The sequence below is a fragment of the Pseudomonas sp. LS_2 genome, assembly GCF_042709235.1.
Classification (GTDB): Bacteria; Pseudomonadota; Gammaproteobacteria; order Pseudomonadales; family Pseudomonadaceae; genus Aquipseudomonas.
In genome coordinates, this window is sequence record NZ_JAVAYC010000008.1 from 203924 (window position 1) to 222440 (window position 18517).

The following is an 18517-nucleotide window of genomic DNA, read 5'->3' on the forward strand; positions in this document are numbered from 1 at the left end:
AGGCTACCCATGACCCGCGAAGAATTCCTGCGCCTGGCCACTGCCGGCTACAACCGCATTCCCCTGGCCTGTGAAACCCTGGCCGACTTCGACACCCCGCTGTCGATCTACCTGAAGCTCGCCGACCAACCCAACTCCTACCTGCTCGAGTCTGTGCAGGGCGGCGAGAAGTGGGGCCGTTACTCGATGATCGGCCTGCCGTCGCGCACGGTGCTGCGGGTGCATGGCTACCAGGTGAGCATCCTGCAGGATGGCGTCGAGGTGGAGCGCCACGAGGTCGAAGACCCACTGGCCTTCGTCGAAACCTTCAAGGACCGCTACAAGGTCGCTGACATTCCCGGCTTGCCGCGTTTCAATGGCGGCCTGGTGGGTTACTTCGGCTACGACTGCGTGCGCTACGTGGAAAAACGCCTGGGCGCCAGCCCCAACCCCGACCCGCTGGGTGTGCCGGATATCCTGCTGATGGTCTCCGATGCGGTGGTTGTATTCGACAACCTGGCCGGCAAGATGCACGCGATCGTGCTGGTCGACCCCTCGCAGGAACAGGCTTTCGAGCAAGGCCACGCGCAGCTGGAAAGCCTGCTGGACAAACTGCGCCAGCCGATCACCCCACGCCGCGGCCTCGACCTGGGCGGCCCGATGCCGGCGGAGCCTGCGTTCCGCTCCAGCTACACCCGCGAGGACTACGAGGACGCGGTAGGCCGTATCAAGGAGTACATCCTGGCGGGCGACTGCATGCAGGTGGTGCCGTCGCAGCGCATGTCCATCGATTTCAAGGCCGCGCCCATCGACCTGTACCGGGCGCTGCGCTGCTTCAACCCGACGCCGTACATGTATTTCTTCAACTTCGGCGACTTCCATGTGGTCGGCAGCTCGCCCGAAGTATTGGTGCGTGTCGAGGACAACCTGGTCACCGTTCGCCCAATCGCCGGCACCCGCCCGCGCGGCGCCACCGAGGAAGCTGACCGGGCGCTGGAAGACGACCTGCTGTCGGATGACAAGGAAATCGCCGAGCACTTGATGCTCATCGACCTGGGGCGCAACGACGTGGGCCGGGTATCGTCCACCGGCAGCGTCCGTCTGACCGAGAAGATGGTGATCGAGCGCTATTCCAACGTCATGCACATCGTCTCCAACGTCACCGGCCAATTGGCCGAAGGCCTGACTGCCATGGACGCGCTTCGGGCTATTCTGCCGGCGGGTACGTTGTCTGGCGCACCGAAGATCCGCGCGATGGAGATCATCGACGAGCTGGAGCCGGTCAAGCGTGGCGTCTACGGCGGCGCCGTGGGTTACTTGGCCTGGAACGGCAACATGGACACCGCGATTGCCATCCGTACCGCAGTGATCAAGGACGGCGAACTGCATGTGCAGGCCGGTGGCGGCATCGTCGCCGACTCGGTGCCCGCGCTGGAATGGGAAGAGACCATCAACAAGCGCCGCGCGATGTTCCGCGCGGTGGCGCTTGCGGAACAGACGCCACGCGGTTGATGAATGAACAAACGGCGCTCCTGGTGAGCGCCGTTCGTTTTTGCAGCGAGGGTACCGATTAGAAGTCCAGGCTTAGCGCCAAGCTGACCCCCTGTTGCTTCAGTTCATCGCTCTTGCGCCAGTTGTAATTGCCCCGAAGGCTCACCCCGGGTGCCAGCTCGTGGGTCAACCCCAGGCTGGCGCGGGTCAGGTTGCTGTTCGGGGTGTAGCCGGTCAGGGTGAAGTCGTTGTCCGGCAGGCTGGTCAGGTGCATGGTCAGGTCTTGGCGGTCGTCCTCGAACTCGTGCTCACGCGCCACTTCGGCGAACAGTCGGGTGCCCGGCGTCACTTGCACGCTACCCAGCAGCCCTGCGCCCAACCTGCGCGACGTCCGTTTCTGATCCTCGAAACCCAACGCGGTGGAGCGGTCACTGTCCTCGTCATAAGCATCCACCTTGACCCGCGCGTAGTCGGCGCTGATGAACGGCGCCAGCTGCCACCGGCTGTCCTCGGCCGCCAGGTTATAGCCCAGGCGGCCACTGAGCGCCCATGCATCGCCGTCGGTGTCACCTTTCTCGCTGCGTTCGTTCACGCCCAGGGCGAAGGTGCGCTCGAGGTCGTGGTAGTCCAGGTGGCCGATCGTTAGCGCGGCGTCCGCCCACCAGCGTTGCTGGCGGAACTGCACGAAGGCACTGGCCAGGTAGCTGTCGAGCTTGTAGTCCGAGTCGTACTCTCCGATTTCCAGTTTCTGTCGGTACACCCCACCTGCCAGGCCGACTCGCCAGGCGTCGTCGAAGCGATAGCTGCCGCCCAGGGTCAGGTTGTAGCCGCGACCATCGCCGCTGCTTGCGCTGCCCTGGCCGTCAAAGTCCAGACCCTGCGCGCCGGTGGCCACGAATGGCTGCCACTGGCCGACCGACTGCCAGGGTGCTTGCCATTGGTTGCGCAGTTCGTCTTGGTGCGCACGCAGGCTGGCGTGGGCAATTTCTGGCAATAGTGTCAGCTCCCAGGGGGCGGCGAGGATCGAATAGCCGTAGTCGGCAATCAGCAGTTGGCCGGCGATAGTCGGGTGCACAGAGTCGTTGAACAGAAGCTTGGTGGGGTCGGGCGTGGTGCCATTGATGCCGTAGACCGGGTTCTCGACGCAACTGTCGCCGCTGTAGCAGGTGCCCACCAGGTTCTGCCCGGTGGCGAGGCCGAATTGGGCCGGGTCGGCCAATGCCTCGTTCAACAGCATGGGAATGTTGAGCGGGATGACTTCGGCGTCGATCTGCCCGAGCTGGTTCACCAGTGACTGGTTGAACACGCTCGACAGCTGTGACAGTGGGCCTTGCTGCGGCGTGCCGTTGAAGTTCGGCGTCTGGCCGAGGTCGGGCAGCAGCCAGACCATGATGTAGCGTGCGCCCCCCTGTTGCAGCGCTTGGGCGCTGGCAGCCAAGCGTGCGCCCGCTGCGGCGGCGGTTTGCGGGCTGGTGACCAGGCCCTGGAGGAAGTCGTTGCCGCCGCCGGTGATGTAGTAGAGGGCGTTGGGGTCTGCACGCATGCCGTTGGCCAGGTAGCCGGGGCGGTCGCGCAGGACGAACCCAGCAAAAGGATATCCCGCCGGGATCACCGCTTCGGAGGTCTCGGTGATCGAATCGAGGATCTGCTGGGTGGTATAGCCACCCACTGCCCAGTTATTACCATCAGGCAGACCAAGGTCGGCATTTCGTCTTGAGGTTGAGGGCCCCAATTCCGTGTTGGAAACCCCCAGCCTGGCGCCGAGGATCATCGGCGAGACCGGCGCGTAGTTGCCGTCGGCATCGCGGTTGGTGAAACGCATGCCAGGCGTACCGCCGGTCAGGTCGGGGAACTGCCCGGCATCGCTCAAGCTGTCGCCAAAGACGATAAGCGTGGAGTAGGGGGAGGGGGCGGCGATGGCCTGGCTACAGGCCAGGGTGAGAATGCATAAAGCAGAGCGCAGCAATGGTGGCTGTCGCATGTCTTGAAATTCCTTTTCGTTGTTTTTATCAGGTCGTGCCGATTGACCTTAGCAAAAATGAGGGAATGGTTGCCAAGTCAGTTCGTTACCCCGTGTTTACGGCCATATTGCGCCTGCGGGCGCGGTAGGCTACTGTGCCGGGACGTACCAGCGAGAACCTCCCCGTGTTGATCGTCAGCAAACTCTTGATGCGCGTTATCAAGGCCCACGCCCGTTGGCGTTGGCGCGCCTGACTTTATCCTTGCCGGCATGCCCGGCCCGCCCCCGTTTGCCTTCCCCCGTTGTTTCGCTCACCTCGCACGGCCTCGTCGCGCCTGGGGTGGCCTGGAAGGCTCGAAATCAAAGTCAGTAGATTCAAGAGGTTGAACCCAGATGTTACTGATGATCGACAATTACGATTCCTTCACCTACAACGTCGTGCAGTACCTCGGCGAGCTGGGTGCAGAGGTCAAGGTCATTCGCAACGACGAACTGACCATCGCCCAGATCGAAGCCCTGAACCCCGAGCGCATCGTCGTCTCGCCCGGCCCCTGCACGCCCAGCGAGGCCGGGGTTTCCATCGAGGCGATCCTGCATTTCGCCGGCAAGCTGCCGATCCTTGGCGTGTGCCTGGGCCACCAGTCCATCGGCCAGGCCTTCGGCGGTGATGTAGTGCGTGCCCGCCAGGTCATGCATGGCAAGACCAGCCCGGTGCTGCACCATGATCTCGGCGTGTTCGCCGGCCTCAACAACCCGCTCACCGTCACCCGCTACCATTCGCTGGTGGTCAAGCGCGAAACCCTGCCGGAGTGCCTGGAAGTCACCGCCTGGACCGCCCACGCCGATGGCTCGGTCGACGAAATCATGGGGCTGCGTCACAAGACACTGAACATCGAAGGGGTGCAATTCCACCCCGAGTCCATCCTGACCGAGCAGGGCCACGAGCTGTTCGCCAACTTCCTCAAGCAGACCGGCGGCCGCCGCTAAGGATCGAACATGGATATCAAGAGCGCGTTGAGCCGTATCGTCGGCCACCTGGACTTGTCCACCGAGGAAATGCGCGACGTCATGCGCCAGATCATGACCGGCCAATGCACCGAGGCGCAGATCGGTGCCTTCCTGATGGGCATGCGCATGAAGAGCGAGAGCATCGACGAGATCGTCGGCGCCGTCTCGGTAATGCGCGAGCTGTGCGACAAGGTAGAGCTCAAAAGCCTCAATGGCGTGGTCGACATCGTCGGCACCGGCGGCGATGGCGCAAATATCTTCAATGTTTCCACTGCCTCTGCCTTCGTCCTGGCAGCGGCCGGTTGCACGGTGGCCAAGCATGGCAACCGCGCGGTCTCCGGCAAGAGCGGCAGCGCCGACCTGCTGGAAGCGGCGGGTATCTACTTGAACCTCAACCCGGTGCAGGTCGCTCGTTGCATCGACAGCCTGGGTATCGGCTTCATGTTCGCGCAGTGTCATCACAGCGCCATGAAGCACGCCGCCGGCCCGCGTCGCGACCTGGGTTTACGCACGCTGTTCAACATGCTCGGCCCGCTTACGAATCCGGCCGGTGTGAAACACCAGGTGGTCGGCGTGTTCACCCAGGCGCTGTGCCGCCCGCTGGCCGAGGTACTGCAACGCATGGGCAGCAAGCATGTGCTGGTGGTGCATTCGAAAGATGGCCTTGACGAGTTCAGCCTGGCCGCCCCGACCTTCGTGGCCGAGCTGAAGAACGACCAGATCAGCGAGTACTGGGTCGAGCCCGAAGACCTGGGTATCAAGAGCCAGAGCCTTCATGGGCTGACCGTTGAAGGTGCGCAAGCTTCCCTGGAGCTGATTCGCGATGCTTTGGGCCGCCGCAAGACCGAAAATGGCCAGAAGGCTGCGGAAATGATCGTGCTCAATGCTGGCGCGGCACTCTATGCGGCTGACCATGCCATGAGCCTGAAGTCGGGCGTCGAACTGGCCCATGATGTGCTGCACACCGGCCTTGCCTGGGAAAAGCTGCAGGAGCTGGGTGCCTTTACCGCCGTATTCAAGCAGGAGAACGAAGCATGAGCGTGCCGACGGTGCTGGAGAAGATCATCGCCCGCAAATTCGAGGAAGTGGCCGAGCGCAGTGCCCGGACCAGCCTTGCTGAGCTGGAGCGCCTGGCAAAGTCTGCCGATGCGCCTCGTGGGTTTGCCAATGCACTCATCCAGCAGGCCAAGCGCAAGCAGCCGGCGGTGATTGCCGAAATCAAGAAGGCTTCGCCCAGCAAAGGCGTGATCCGCGAGCACTTCGTGCCGTCGGAAATCGCCGTCAGTTACGAGAAGGGTGGGGCTACCTGCCTGTCGGTGCTGACCGATGTCGACTACTTCCAGGGCGCTGATGCCTACCTGCAACAGGCCCGCGCGGCGTGCAGCCTGCCGGTCATTCGCAAGGACTTCCTGATCGACCCGTACCAGGTAGTGGAAGCCCGTGCCTTGGGGGCGGACTGCGTGCTGTTGATCGTCGCCGCGCTGGATGACGTGCGCATGGCCGAGCTCGCCAGCGTAGCCAAGGAGGTCGGCCTCGACGTGCTGGTCGAAGTGCACGATGACGATGAGCTGGAGCGTGCGCTGAATATCCTCGATACGCCGCTGATCGGCGTCAACAACCGCAACCTGCACACTTTCGAAGTCAGCCTGGAAACTACCCTCGACCTGCTGCCGCGTATCCCGCGCGACCGCTTGGCCGTTACCGAGAGTGGCATTCTAAACCGGGCGGATGTCGAGCTGATGGCGATCAATGAGGTCTACTCGTTCCTCGTTGGCGAGGTCTTCATGCGCGGCGAGCAGCCAGGGTTGGAGCTGCAGCGGTTGTTCTTCCCCGAGCAAGTGAAGAAGACCGTTCAACCTCTGGACTGATCAAGAAAAGCCGGCGTATGCCGGTTTTTTTTGTCCTTGAAAAGGAATGCCATTCGATGACCGATCAACCCCTGGCCTTGACCGTCGAACAAGGCCTGCATGCCGAACAGGAATTGCTCGCTGCCGTATGCCGTGGCGAGCGTGAAGCCGGGGTGATGTTCTGGCGTCCGACCGATCATGCCTTGGTGATGCCGCGACGCATGAGCCGACTGGGCAATTTCGAGGCAGCCTGTGCGGAGCTGGCAACCGCGGGCTGGCCGGTGCTGTTGCGCGAGACCGGTGGTGAGCCGGTGCCGCAGTCCCACGCCACGGTCAACCTTGCGTTGGTCTACGTCGCCCCACGCAGCGAGGGCGACCAGGGCCGTATCGAGAATGCCTACGAACGGCTGTGCATGCCCCTGTGCGAGGTGTTGCGCGAATGGGGAGGCGTGGCGTCGCTGGGGGAGATCGAGGGTGCCTTCTGCGATGGCCGCTACAACGTCAACCTCAATGGCCGCAAGCTGGTCGGCACCGCCCAGCGCTGGCGCCAGGGCCTGGCTGGCAAGCGCCCGGTGGTATTGGTGCATGGCGCACTGCTGCTGGATAACGAGCGTGAATCGATGGTGGCGTCGGTCAACCGCTTCAACGAGGTCTGCGGCCTCGAGCAGCGCTGCCGCGCCGACAGTCATATCGCCCTGCACGAAGTGGTGCCCCAGGCGCCGTGGTTCGAGCGCTTGTCCGAGGCTTATGCCAGGGTGCTTGCAGCTCTACCGAAAGACTAGCGCGTACCGTAGACCACCATGGTCTTGCCTTTAACCTGAACCAGGCTGCGCTCCTCAAGGTCCTTGAGCACGCGGCCCACCATTTCTCGGGAGCAGCCGACGATTCGCCCGATTTCCTGGCGGGTGATCTTGATCTGCATGCCATCCGGGTGGGTCATGGCGTCGGGCTGCTTGCACAGTTCGAGCAGGCAACGTGCAACGCGCCCGGTTACATCGAAGAACGCCAGATCGCCGACCTTTTGGGTGGTGTTGCGCAGGCGTTGGGCCATCTGGCTGCCCAGTGCGTAGAGAATGTCCGGGTCCTGGCGGGATAGCTCGCGGAACTTGTCGTAGCTGATCTCGGCCACTTCGCATTCGGTCTTGGCGCGAACCCAGGCGCTGCGTTGATGTTCCTTTCCGGATGGCTCGAACAGTCCCAGTTCGCCGAAGAAATCGCCGTTATTGAGGTAGGCAATGATCATCTCGTGGCCTTCGTCATCCTCGATCAGGATGGTCACCGAGCCCTTGATGATGAACGACAGCGTCTCGGCCCTGTCGCCAGCGCAGATGATGTTGCTTTTAGCGGCATAGCGACGGCGCTGGCAGTGGGCCAGCAGCTTGTCGATGTTCTTTATCTTGGCCGGAAGGGCGGAAGCTACCATCACGAAATCCTGTTCGGTGCGAAGCGGAGGCATTTTTTGTAATTAATATCTGACATGAGCGCCAGTGATTTGGCGTCAGCTTATCAGACACTTCCCCGTATCGGCACGCAAGCTCATCGTCTTGAGCTTTTCCGACAGAGCGACAAGGTCTAAGCTGACGGCCTTTTCCGAAATGATGGAGTCCAGATAGATGAAGGCACGCATCCAGTGGGCCGGTGAAGCCATGTTCCTCGGCGAATCGGGGAGTGGCCATGTCGTGGTCATGGATGGCCCACCCGACGCAGGCGGGCGTAACCTCGGCGTTCGCCCGATGGAAATGCTGCTTCTGGGACTGGGCGGTTGCAGCAGTTTCGACGTGGTGAGCATCCTGAAGAAGTCGCGCCAGGCGGTGGAAAGCTGCGAGGCGTTCCTTGAGGCTGAGCGCGCTGGCGAAGACCCGAAGGTATTCACCAAGATCAAGATGAACTTCGTGGTCAAGGGCCGTGGCCTCAAAGAGGCGCAGGTCAAGCGTGCGGTGGAACTGTCGGCGGAAAAGTACTGCTCGGCATCGATCATGCTCGACCGCGCTGGGGTGGAAATCACCCATGGCTACGAGATTGTCGAGTTGGGTTGATTGCCCTGTAGACCGATCGACGATTATCCGGGGCTACGGCATAGCCCCGGTTCGTTCAGTTGCGCAATGCAGGTAGCGCATGCTGTAGCCATTGCGGCAGGTTTGCGCGCATTGAATTGCTCAACTGCTCCCTGCGTTTCTGGTACACCAACCCTAACCCGATCACGCCCAGCCCTATGAGCGTGAGCACCACCGGGAACAGCAACGACTCGGCGAAAACCTCGTGGGACAGGTACCCCAGGTAAGCCGCCACGCCTAGTGCGCCGAACACCATGAACAATGGTCGACGCAGCAGCACCGCCAAACCCATCAGCACCAGGTTGATCAGGCAGTACGAGGCCTTGCCCACTTCGCTGTCGCTGTCTATCAGTGTCAGGCCGCCCCAGAACGCCATGAGCCCGGCCAGGTAGCCCCAGAAGGCGTAGTCACGCCGGGTGCGGCCATCCACCAGGAGGAATACCAGCAGCAGGCCCAGGCCGAACCACAGGGAGACCTCTCGGCGTTGATCCCAGCTGAATACCTCGCCATGGAACCACTCGCTGAGGTCCATGGACATGAACCAAAGGGCGACGGCAATCGGCATGACGATGAACGGGAAGGGCACCAGGCGAAGCATCAGGACGCCCGCGAGCACGGTAGCCGCTTCCATCAGCAGCCAGCCGCCCTGCACCTGGTTGTAGTACTCGTGGTAGTCGGCTTGCGAATCTTCCAGTGGCCACCAGCCGAGCAGGCGTTCCAGGGCGAACACTGCCAGCGGTACGATGCTCACCGCGACAGCAGCCAGGACTCCCGCCGCCACAGCCTGGCCGCGGCGCTGCAGCGACAGAGCGAAGAGGGTCAATGCCGCGATGTACACCAGCGCGATGGCCAGCAAGGCCCCGTCGCCAATGCGCATCCAGGCCTCGGTCAGTAGCCAGCCCATCGCGCCCATGATCAGCAGCGCGCCGAAGTAGAATGCCACGTGCGCCAGTTGGAAGCTGCCCAGCGGCTCTGCCTGCTGGCGCAGAAATGTCAGCAGCGCCTGGTCCTGGCCCGGTTGCAGCACGCCGGCGTTCACGGCCTTGGCGAGATCCTTGGCGTCGAAGCGTTCCGTCATGTTGGTGCCCTAGATGCGATAGGTACTTTTGGTCATTACCTTGGCCAGCAGGCTCATGCCCATGCGTACAGGTGCCGGGAAGCGGTAGCCGCCTGCGTCCAGAGCCGATTCGGCATGATGTTCTTCGTCGACCCGCATCTGCTCGAGAATAGCGCGGGATTTTTCATCTTCCGGGGGCAGTTGCTCCAGGTGTTCGTCGAGGTGCTTGCACACCTGGTGTTCGGTAGCCGCGACGAAGCCCAGGCTGACCTTGTCGCTGACCAGGCCGGCGAGCGCGCCGATGCCGAACGACATGCCATAGAACACTGGGTTGAGCACGCTGGGGTGGCTGCCGAGCTGGCGGATGCGTTGCTCGCACCAAGCCAGGTGGTCGACTTCTTCTTCGGCGGCATGCTCCATGGCCTTGCGCACCTGCGGCAGCTTGGCGGTGAGCGCTTGGCCCTGGTAAAGCGCCTGGGCGCACACCTCGCCGGTGTGGTTGATACGCATCAGGCCGGCGATATGGCGGGTTTGGGCTTCGTCCAGCTCGGCGTCCGGTTGGACGATGGCCGGAGAGGGGCGGGAAGGCTGGCCGCTGAAGGGCAGCAAGGTGCGCATGGCGGTATCGGCCTGCAGCAACAAGCGGTCGAGCGGCGAATAGTGACGTTCGGTAGCCATTGGGCACCTCCGCTAGAGTGTGCCCGACAGTCTACCGCAATCGTGCTTGACGGGCTTGCCTTGGATCAGCCCGGTGGCCAGTTCATCTGGCGTTGGCCGAGCACATGCATATGGATGTGATAGACGGTCTGGCCGCCTTTCGGGTTGCAGTTCATGACAACGCGGAAGCCTTCCTCGCAGCCTTGCTCGACCGCCAGGCGCTGTGCGGTGAACAGGATATGGCCAGCCAGGGCCTTGTCCTCTTCGGTCAGGTCGTTGAGGGTGGCAATGTGTTTCTTCGGGATGACCAGAAAATGTACCGGCGCCGCGGGGGCGATGTCCTTGAATGCGAGGATCTGCTCATCTTCGTAGATGATATCCGCCGGAATTTCCCGGTTGATGATTTTGAGGAATAGATCGTCCACAGCACTTGCTCCAGGGTGAGGGTCCGGTCCGAGTGTACCCAGCGTAGGGAGGCTCGCCCAGTGGTTAGTCCGCTTCGATCGGGCAATAGCGACGATGAATCAGGCCCGCCAACTTGCGGGTCAGCCAGCGTGGCATCAGCCGCGGCGCGAACGCCAGCCAACGATTGCGGCGGCCGGGCATGATCAGGGCTCGATTCCTGTCCAGTGCTCGAACGGTATACAGCGCCACTTCCTCGGGGCTCAAGCAGCGCTGGCTGCCATGCAGCCGGGGAATGCGCCGCTTCGATGAATGCACCGGGCCGGGGCAGAGTACAGAGACCTTGATGCCGGTGCGGCGCAGCTCTTCGCGTAGCGCCTCGGAGAAGCTCACGACATAGGCCTTGCTGGCGGAGTAGCACGCCATCCATGGCCCCGGCGCCGCACTGGCGAGGGAGGCTACATTGAGGATCTGCCCACCGCCTTGGATGGCCATCAGGTTGCCGATGGCATGGCACAGGCGGGTCATGGCGAGGACGTTCACTTCCAGCAGGTCTTGCTCATCGGCCCATTCGTGCGCCAGGAACGGGCCGTAGGTGCGCAGTGCGGCGCAGTTCACCAGCAGGTCGATGCGCCGCTCGCCTTCTTCGAGCTCCAGCACGAACCCCGAAAGACGCAGCGGTTGGCTGAGGTCACACGTTCGGAACAGCACCTCGACACCGAAGCGCTGGGTCAGCTCGAGGGCCACGGGCTCCAAGGTCTCACGCTGACGTGCCACCAGAATCAGATTGCGCCCGCGCCGTGCCAGTGCCTCCGCCAGGGCCAGGCCCAGGCCGCTGGAAGCTCCGGTGATCATGGCGTAACGGGACATGCAAGGCTCCTGGGGGCTTGAGAGGGCGCCTAGTGTACAGCCTGCTCAGGCGCGGTGTTGCCTTTTGCTATAACGCTCTGCCACCCAGTTGCTGGCTGTGTGCCAACGCTTGCCGATACTCGTCGTGCAGTCGCTCGAGCAACCCTGCAACGGTAGGCAGGTCATCGATGCCGCCGACGCCCTGACCAGCGGACCAGACCGTTTTCCAGGCCTTCGCCTCGTCATCCAGGGGCTTGAGCTTGCTTTCATGCCCGGCCTTGAGCGTTGCCAGGTCATAGCCGGCCTTTTCCAGGCTTTGGCGCAGGAAGCTGGCGGGGACGCCGGACACTGCCGGAGTATGGATGATGTCGACGGCCTTCGAGCCCAGCAGCATCTGTTTATAGGCGTCCGGTGCCTGGCTTTCGCGAGTGGCAATGAAACGCGTGCCCATGTAAGCCAGGTCTGCTCCCAGCAGTTGGGCTGCGAGGATTTCATGCCCATGGTTGAGGCTGCCCGCCAGAAGCAGGGTGTTGTCGAAGAATTGGCGAATTTCGGCGACCAGCGCGAAGGGGCTCCAGGTGCCCGCATGACCACCAGCCCCTGCTGCGACCGCGATCAAGCCGTCGACGCCCGCCTCGGCGGCTTTCTCGGCATGACGGCGGGTAGTGACGTCGTGGAACACCAGGCCGCCGTAGCTGTGCACGGCATCCACCACCTCCTTTACTGCCCCCAGGCTGGTGATCACGATCGGTACGCGATGCTCGACGCACAAGGCCAGGTCAGCCTGCAGTCGCGGGTTGCTCGGGTGCACGATGAGGTTGACGGCATAAGGAGCGGGCGTCTGCAACTGGGCAAGGCCTGCCTCGATTTCCTCGAGCCAGGCCTTGAAGCCTGCGCTGTCGCGCTGGTTCAGGGCAGGAAAGGAGCCCACCACGCCATTGCTGCAACATGCCAGTACCAGTTGCGGGTTGGAGATCAGAAACATAGGTGCGGCTACCACAGGCAGGCGCAGGCGGTGTTCCAGCAGGGCAGGTAATGGCATGACAGGGCTCCTACAGGGTCGTGCTCAGAAAGGCTTGACCACCACCAGGATGACGATGGCCAGCAGGAACACCACCGGCACCTCGTTGAACCAGCGGAAGTACACATGGCCGCGGGTATTGGTGCCGGCAGCGAAGCGCTTGCGGTGCGCGCCGCAGACATGATGGTAGCCGGTCAGCAGCAGCACCAGGGTGAGCTTGGCATGCAGCCAGCCCTGGCTGAACCAGCCCGGGTTGAGGTACAGCATCCAGCCACCGAAGACATAGGTGGCGATCATGGCCGGGTTCATGATGCCGCGGTACAGCTTGCGCTCCATGAGGGCGAAGCGCTCGCGGCTGGTGTCGTCTTCGCTCTGGGCGTGATAGACGAACAGCCTGGGCAGGTAGAACAGGCCCGCGAACCAGCAAACGACGCTGACGATGTGCAGCGCCTTTATCCAGAGATACAGCATGAACGGCTTCCTTCAGGTTTTCACGGTCGTCAAATAGTAGTTGCCACGGACCAGATACGACATCCCAAGAGTTGTTACAGGCTGTCCACGCCCCTATTATCGTGGCCTTTCCAGTTGGTTCGTTGATGAGGGGCAAGCGTTATGATCAAGGTCGGTATCGTCGGCGGCACGGGTTACACCGGCGTCGAACTGTTGCGTCTGCTGGCGCAGCACCCACAGGCCGAGGTGGCGGTCATCACGTCGCGCTCCGAGGCGGGCGTCGCGGTTGCCGACATGTACCCGAACCTGCGCGGCCACTATGACGGCCTGGCGTTCAGCGTGCCGGACAGCAAGGCCCTGGGCGCCTGCGACGTGGTGTTCTTCGCCACCCCCCATGGCGTCGCCCACGCCCTTGCCGGTGAACTGCTGGCAGCGGGCACAAAGGTAATCGACCTGTCGGCCGACTTCCGCCTGCAGGATGCTGCCGAGTGGAGCAAATGGTATGGCCAGCCCCATGGCGCGCCGGAGCTGCTCAAGGACGCCGTCTACGGCCTGCCCGAGGTCAACCGCGAGAAAATCCGCCAAGCACGCTTGATCGCCGTGCCTGGATGCTATCCGACTGCCACTCAGCTGGGTTTCCTGCCGCTGCTCGAGGCCGGCCTGGCCGACACCTCGCGCCTGATCGCCGACTGTAAGTCGGGGGTTAGCGGTGCTGGGCGAGGCGCGGCGGTAGGGTCGCTGTTCTGTGAGGCGGGTGAAAGCATGAAGGCCTATGCGGTCAAGGGCCATCGCCATCTGCCGGAAATCAGCCAGGGCCTGCGCCTGGCCGCGGGCAAGGATGTCGGCCTTACCTTCGTGCCGCACCTGACGCCGATGATCCGTGGCATTCACTCGACTCTTTACGCGACCGTCGTCGACACCTCGGTCGACCTGCAGGCCCTGTTCGAAAAGCGCTATGCCGATGAGCCGTTCGTCGATGTGATGCCCGCTGGCAGCCACCCGGAAACCCGCAGCGTGCGCGGTGCCAACGTCTGCCGAATCGCCGTTCACCGGCCACAGGGCGGTGATCTGGTCGTAGTGCTGTCGGTGATCGACAACCTGGTCAAGGGCGCCTCTGGCCAGGCGGTGCAGAACCTGAACATCCTGTTCGGCCTGGACGAGCGCTTGGGCCTGTCCCACGCGGGCCTGCTGCCATAAGGTCCTGCCCAGAGACGAGGCCCGCTCTGTGCGGGCCTTTTTGTTTGCCTCGACCAAAGCCGCACAATTCTTGACCAATTTTCTCGGAGAAGCGGATAATGCGCGTCATCGAGTGTTATGGCGGTTAACGCCGGGAGAAACATCATGAGCGTCGAAACCTTCACCCCCACCGCGCTGGAGTTCACTCAAGGGGCTGCGCATAAGGTGAAGACCCTGGTCATCGAAGAAGGCAATGACCGTCTGAAGCTGCGGGTGTTCGTCACCGGTGGCGGCTGCTCGGGCTTCCAATACGGCTTCACGTTCGATGAAGACGTGGCTGATGACGACACCATCGTCGAGCGCGAGGGTGTCTCGCTGGTGGTCGACCCGATGAGCTTCCAGTACCTGGCTGGCGCCGAGGTCGATTATCAGGAAGGCCTGGAAGGCTCGCGCTTCGTCATCAAAAACCCGAATGCCAGCACCACCTGCGGCTGCGGTTCGTCGTTCTCGATCTAAGCCCTTCGCTACACATGAAAACGCCGCGCTCTTTGCGCGGCGTTTCTGTTTATGGGCAATTCAGGCGGGGTAGATTGCGCCCAGTACCCGCAGGCCCTTGGCTGCTGTGACGCTGGGCCGGTTTGCCGGAATACCTTCCAGGCAGCAATGCGCCAGCCAGGCGAAGGCCATGGCCTCGACCCAGTCGGGATCGATACCATGTGCGGCGGTGCTGCTGACCTGGGTGCCAGGTAGCAGGCTGGCCAGGCGTGCCATGAGTGCGCCATTACGTGCACCGCCACCACATACCAGCAGCGCCTCGGTGGCTTGCTGGGCGTAGTGCAGCGAGTCGATGATGCTGCGTGCGGTCAGCTCCAGGAGCGTTGCCTGGACATCTTCGTCAGGGTAGCTGGACAACCTGGCCAGGTGCTTGTCGAGCCAGGTTAGGTTGAACACCTCCCGGCCAGTGCTTTTCGGCCCGCTTCCAGCGAAGAAGGGGTCGCAAAGCAGGGCGGCCAGCAGCTCGTCCCGCACCTTGCCGCTGGCTGCCCATGCGCCATCGGCGTCAAAGGTCTGGCCACGCTTGCGTTCGATCCAGGCATCCAATAACACGTTACCTGGGCCACAGTCGAAGCCGTGGACCGGTTTGTTGCGTTCAATCAGGCTGAGATTGCTGAAGCCGCCAACGTTCAGGACCGCCAGGCGCTGGCCGAGGTGGGCAAACAGTGCTTCATGGAAAGCCGGAACCAGCGGCGCGCCTTGGCCGCCAGCGGCGACGTCGCGGCGTCGAAAATCACTTACTACGGCAATGCCGGTAAGCTCGGCGAGCAATGCTGGGTTGCCGATCTGTACGGTGAAGCCGCGGGCGGGTTCGTGGCGGATGGTCTGGCCATGGCTGCCGATGGCACGAATGGCCCCAGGCACCTGGTTTTGCGCTGTCAGAAGGCGCTGGATGCCCTCAGCGGCCAGGTTGGCCCAGCGGTTCTCTGCCAAGGCTGCGCGGGCAATCTCGTCGGAGCCGCTTGCGCATAGGCCAAGCAGCTCCTGACGTAGGTCGCCAGGCATGGGAACGTAGTGGGTGGCGAGCAGCCGAGGCTGCTCGTTTTGTTCGATCAGGGCGATGTCCAGGCCATCAAGGCTGGTTCCGGACATCACCCCCAGGTACAGGGCCATGGCTCAGCGCTTGTTCGCAGCGAGTAGGGTGGCCTTTTCCTGGTCCATGCGGGCCATCAAGGGCTGGCTCTGCTGCAGGAAGCGCTGGCGCTCGGCCTTGGCGATCGGGTCGGCCATCGGCACCTTCTGGCTCAGCGGGTCGACGTGCACGCCATTGACCTGGAACTCGTAATGCAGGTGCGGCCCGGTGGACAAGCCGGTGGTGCCAATGTAGCCAATGACCTGGCCCTGCTTGACGTTGCTTCCGGTCTTGACCCCTTTGGCGAAGCCCTGCATGTGGCCATACAGGGTCTTGTAGCTATTGCCGTGGGCGATGATCACCGTGTTGCCGTAGCCGCCACGGCGCCCGGCCAGCTCGACGCGGCCATCCCCGGCAGCCTTGATCGGCGTCCCGCGCGGTGCGGCGTAGTCGACGCCCTTGTGCGCGCGGATCTTGTTCAGGATCGGGTGCTTGCGGCCGGCCGAGAAGCGCGAGCTGATGCGGGCGAAGTCCACCGGGGTACGGATAAAGGCCTTGCGCAGGCTATTGCCGTCGGCGGTGTAGTAGCTGGTGTTGCCCTGCTTGTTGGTGTAGCGCACGGCAGTGTAGGTCTTGCCGCGGTTGGTAAAGCGTGCGGAGAGGATGTTGCCGGTGCCTACGACCTTGCCATCCATGACCTTCTGCTCGTAGACCACGTCGAACTCATCGTTGGGCTGGATGTCTTGCGCGAAGTCGATGTCATAACCTAGCACCCGGGCCATTTCCATGGTCAGGCTGTGGGATAGGCCAGCGCGCTGCGCGGAGGCCGAGAGCGAGCTTTTGATGACGCCGTGGGCGTAGGCGGTACGCACCATAGGCTTGTTGACTTCGCGATCGAAGGTATAGCCCTTGTCGGTTTTGCTCAGGCGAATGGTTTCGAGGTTGCTGACCTTGCTGTGCAGCGTGGCGAGCTGTCCATCGTTGTCGAGCTCGAACTCCAGTACCTGGCCATGCTTGAGTTGGGTGAACTGCTTGGCTTGTTTGTCGCTGGCCAGCACGTCGTGAACGACATTGGCCGGCAGGCCGACCTTGGCGAACAGGATGGACAATGTATCGCCGCGAGCGACCACTACTTCCCGGTGACCAGGGGCCTTTTGCTCGGCGCTCTCGACGGGTGCTTCGGACTGCTCGGTGGCCTGTTCGGTGGCGGGGGCTGCGCCTTCGATCTGGGCGAACGGTGTGCCGGTGTTCTGCTGAGGTTGCACCAGTGGCGCAGCGTTGGCTTCGTCCTTCAATTGCTCTGCCGGGGTTTCCAGCTCCAGGCTGAGGGTGGTCTTCTTGGCTTCGACTTCGCTTGAGGGGAATACCAGCAGGGCCAGGCTGAGCAGGGCGGCGATACCGCTGGCGGCCAACAGATGGCTTTTCGGATAAAGCGGGGGCGCTTTAGGCGTTTCGTTGGTCATAGGTAAGGTGACTTTGAAAAAAGTGAAATGGAAAAGATGAATGACATGATGAAGATGAAATAACTGTATAAAATATAACCAAATCCATTTTCACGCAAGGGCGCGTAGACGTTGCCTCCCGCCTTTCGGGTCACATTCCGTTGCGAAACTTGTATTTGACGGCCGATCTTGTATGGTTGGTCCCCTTTGAATCTGAGCCTTGCGGGTTTGTCTATGAAGTCGGTTGAAGAGCAGCTGGCGCTTATCAAGCGCGGTGCGGAAGAGGTGTTGGTCGAGTCGGAACTGGTCGAGAAGCTCAAGCGTGGCCAGCCGCTACGTATCAAGGCAGGCTTCGACCCGACCGCGCCGGACCTGCACCTGGGGCACACGGTGCTCATCAACAAGCTTCGTCAGTTCCAGGAACTGGGCCATCAGGTAATCTTCCTTATTGGTGACTTCACCGGGATGATCGGCGACCCGAGCGGCAAGAGCGCTACCCGCCCGCCGCTGACCCGCGAGCAGGTGCTGGACAACGCCGAGACCTATAAGCAGCAGGTGTTCAAGATCCTCGACCCGGCCAAGACCGAGGTTGCGTTCAACTCGACCTGGATGGACAAGCTCACGCCGGCCGACTTTATTCGTCTGGCGTCGCAATACACGGTTGCGCGCATGCTCGAGCGTGACGACTTCGACAAGCGTTACACCAGCAACCAGCCTATTGCGATTCATGAGTTCCTCTACCCGCTGGTGCAGGGTTATGACTCGGTGGCGCTCAAGGCGGACGTCGAGCTGGGCGGTACCGACCAGAAGTTCAACCTGCTAATGGGGCGCGAGCTGCAGCGCGGGTACGGTCAGGAGGCACAGAGCATCGTGACCATGCCGTTGCTCGAAGGCTTGGATGGCGTGAAGAAGATGTCCAAGTCCCTGGGTAATTATGTGGGTATCCAGGAAGCGCCAGGGGTGATGTACAGCAAGCTGGTATCGATTCCGGATACCTTGATGTGGCGCTACTTCGAGCTGCTGAGCTTCCGCTCGATGGCGGAGATCGAGCAGTTCCGTGCTGATGTCGAGAAGGGTGCAAATCCTCGTGATATCAAGATCAAGCTGGCGGAGGAAATCGTTGCTCGCTTCCATGGTGAGGAGGCTGCCTCCAACGCCCACCGTGCTGCGGGTAACCGTATGAAGGAAGGCGAGCTGCCGGAAAACCTGCCGGAAATCGAAGTGGCAGCGGCTGAAGACCTTCCGATCGCCGCAGTGCTGAACCGGGCCGGCCTGGTGAAAAACTCCGCGCAGGCGCGCGACCTGCTCGGCAGTGGCGCGGTCAAGGTCGATGGCGTTGTGATCGATCGTGACTTCATGTTCGCGCTGGGCGCGACTCACGTTTGCCAGGCAGGCAAGAAGTCGTTTGCGCGAGTTACCCTTAAGGCAGAGTAATTGCCTGCAAACGTAGCTATATAGAAGTGGGGAGGCCGGCAGGCCTCCCTTTTGCTTTTTATG

19 protein-coding genes are annotated in these 18517 nt (G+C 62.3%); 9 read left to right on the forward strand and 10 right to left on the reverse strand.

Annotated features, from left to right (window positions below):
- Positions 1-9: 9 nt before the first annotated feature.
- Positions 10-1491 (forward strand): anthranilate synthase component I, encoded by a 1482-nt coding sequence (gene trpE / locus RAC97_RS10225; RefSeq protein WP_375099616.1) that lies wholly within the window; start codon positions 10-12, stop codon positions 1489-1491.
- Positions 1492-1549: 58 nt separating this feature from the next.
- Here trpE and estP read toward each other — a convergent pair whose 3' ends face one another.
- The gene (estP, locus tag RAC97_RS10230; protein WP_375099617.1) at positions 1550-3451 is read right to left on the reverse strand and encodes an esterase EstP; all 1902 of its coding nucleotides are present in this window, start codon (positions 3449-3451) and stop codon (positions 1550-1552) included.
- Positions 3452-3823: 372 nt separating this feature from the next.
- Here estP and RAC97_RS10235 point away from each other — a divergent pair, with 372 nt between their 5' ends.
- From RAC97_RS10235 to RAC97_RS10250, 4 genes are read left to right on the forward strand one after another with little or no spacing between them, the layout of a single operon-like run.
- Positions 3824-4417: an aminodeoxychorismate/anthranilate synthase component II gene (locus RAC97_RS10235; RefSeq protein ID WP_375099618.1), complete on the forward strand. Its 594-nt coding sequence runs from the start codon at positions 3824-3826 to the stop codon at positions 4415-4417.
- 9 nt (positions 4418-4426) lie between these two features.
- Positions 4427-5476 carry an anthranilate phosphoribosyltransferase gene (gene trpD / locus RAC97_RS10240; RefSeq protein WP_375099619.1) on the forward strand — a complete coding sequence of 350 codons (1050 nt, stop codon included), beginning with the start codon at positions 4427-4429 and terminating at the stop codon, positions 5474-5476.
- The gene (gene trpC / locus RAC97_RS10245) at positions 5473-6306 is read left to right on the forward strand and encodes an indole-3-glycerol phosphate synthase TrpC (RefSeq protein ID WP_375099620.1); all 834 of its coding nucleotides are present in this window, start codon (positions 5473-5475) and stop codon (positions 6304-6306) included. Before trpD ends, trpC begins: the two co-directional genes overlap by 4 nt.
- A gap of 56 nt (positions 6307-6362) precedes the next feature.
- Positions 6363-7067: a biotin/lipoate A/B protein ligase family protein gene (locus tag RAC97_RS10250; protein ID WP_375099621.1), complete on the forward strand. Its 705-nt coding sequence runs from the start codon at positions 6363-6365 to the stop codon at positions 7065-7067.
- Here the strand turns inward: RAC97_RS10250 and crp are convergent.
- Positions 7064-7708, reverse strand: a complete 645-nt coding sequence (gene crp, locus RAC97_RS10255) for a cAMP-activated global transcriptional regulator CRP (protein WP_375099622.1) — start codon at positions 7706-7708, stop codon at positions 7064-7066. The genes RAC97_RS10250 and crp overlap by 4 nt on opposite strands.
- A 190-nt stretch (positions 7709-7898) precedes the next feature.
- Here crp and RAC97_RS10260 point away from each other — a divergent pair, with 190 nt between their 5' ends.
- The gene (locus RAC97_RS10260) at positions 7899-8321 is read left to right on the forward strand and encodes an OsmC family protein (RefSeq protein ID WP_375099623.1); all 423 of its coding nucleotides are present in this window, start codon (positions 7899-7901) and stop codon (positions 8319-8321) included.
- Positions 8322-8376: 55 nt separating this feature from the next.
- Here the strand turns inward: RAC97_RS10260 and RAC97_RS10265 are convergent, their stop codons facing one another.
- The 6 genes from RAC97_RS10265 to hemJ all read right to left on the reverse strand — a co-directional run bounded on the left by RAC97_RS10265 (position 8377) and on the right by hemJ (position 12793).
- Positions 8377-9417 carry a DUF2157 domain-containing protein gene (locus tag RAC97_RS10265; RefSeq protein WP_375099624.1) on the reverse strand — a complete coding sequence of 347 codons (1041 nt, stop codon included), beginning with the start codon at positions 9415-9417 and terminating at the stop codon, positions 8377-8379.
- Positions 9418-9426: 9 nt separating this feature from the next.
- Positions 9427-10074: a 2-polyprenyl-3-methyl-6-methoxy-1,4-benzoquinone monooxygenase gene (gene coq7, locus RAC97_RS10270; protein ID WP_375099625.1), complete on the reverse strand. Its 648-nt coding sequence runs from the start codon at positions 10072-10074 to the stop codon at positions 9427-9429.
- Between the two features lie 65 nt (positions 10075-10139).
- A complete protein-coding gene (locus tag RAC97_RS10275) occupies positions 10140-10478 on the reverse strand; it encodes a histidine triad nucleotide-binding protein (protein ID WP_186653214.1) in 339 nt (112 codons plus the stop codon).
- A 64-nt stretch (positions 10479-10542) separates the two neighbouring features.
- Positions 10543-11325: an SDR family NAD(P)-dependent oxidoreductase gene (locus RAC97_RS10280; protein ID WP_375099627.1), complete on the reverse strand. Its 783-nt coding sequence runs from the start codon at positions 11323-11325 to the stop codon at positions 10543-10545.
- Between the two features lie 67 nt (positions 11326-11392).
- Positions 11393-12346 (reverse strand): NAD(P)H-dependent flavin oxidoreductase, encoded by a 954-nt coding sequence (locus RAC97_RS10285; protein WP_375099628.1) that lies wholly within the window; start codon positions 12344-12346, stop codon positions 11393-11395.
- A 24-nt stretch (positions 12347-12370) separates the two neighbouring features.
- Positions 12371-12793 (reverse strand): protoporphyrinogen oxidase HemJ, encoded by a 423-nt coding sequence (hemJ, locus tag RAC97_RS10290; protein ID WP_375099636.1) that lies wholly within the window; start codon positions 12791-12793, stop codon positions 12371-12373.
- A 144-nt stretch (positions 12794-12937) separates the two neighbouring features.
- On the opposite strand from hemJ, the gene argC reads away from it, so the two are divergent.
- Together argC and erpA are read left to right on the forward strand one after the other, a co-directional pair.
- The gene (argC, locus tag RAC97_RS10295; protein WP_375099629.1) at positions 12938-13972 is read left to right on the forward strand and encodes an N-acetyl-gamma-glutamyl-phosphate reductase; all 1035 of its coding nucleotides are present in this window, start codon (positions 12938-12940) and stop codon (positions 13970-13972) included.
- Between the two features lie 144 nt (positions 13973-14116).
- A complete protein-coding gene (gene erpA / locus RAC97_RS10300; RefSeq protein WP_375099630.1) occupies positions 14117-14467 on the forward strand; it encodes an iron-sulfur cluster insertion protein ErpA in 351 nt (116 codons plus the stop codon).
- A 60-nt stretch (positions 14468-14527) separates the two neighbouring features.
- Here the strand turns inward: erpA and RAC97_RS10305 are convergent, their stop codons facing one another.
- Both RAC97_RS10305 and RAC97_RS10310 read right to left on the reverse strand, forming a co-directional pair.
- Positions 14528-15619 (reverse strand): anhydro-N-acetylmuramic acid kinase, encoded by a 1092-nt coding sequence (locus RAC97_RS10305; RefSeq protein WP_375099631.1) that lies wholly within the window; start codon positions 15617-15619, stop codon positions 14528-14530.
- Positions 15620-15622: 3 nt separating this feature from the next.
- Positions 15623-17041, reverse strand: a complete 1419-nt coding sequence (locus tag RAC97_RS10310; RefSeq protein ID WP_375099632.1) for a peptidoglycan DD-metalloendopeptidase family protein — start codon at positions 17039-17041, stop codon at positions 15623-15625.
- A gap of 213 nt (positions 17042-17254) precedes the next feature.
- On the opposite strand from RAC97_RS10310, the gene tyrS reads away from it, so the two are divergent.
- Positions 17255-18454 (forward strand): tyrosine--tRNA ligase, encoded by a 1200-nt coding sequence (tyrS, locus tag RAC97_RS10315; protein ID WP_375099633.1) that lies wholly within the window; start codon positions 17255-17257, stop codon positions 18452-18454.
- Positions 18455-18517 lie beyond the last annotated feature (63 nt).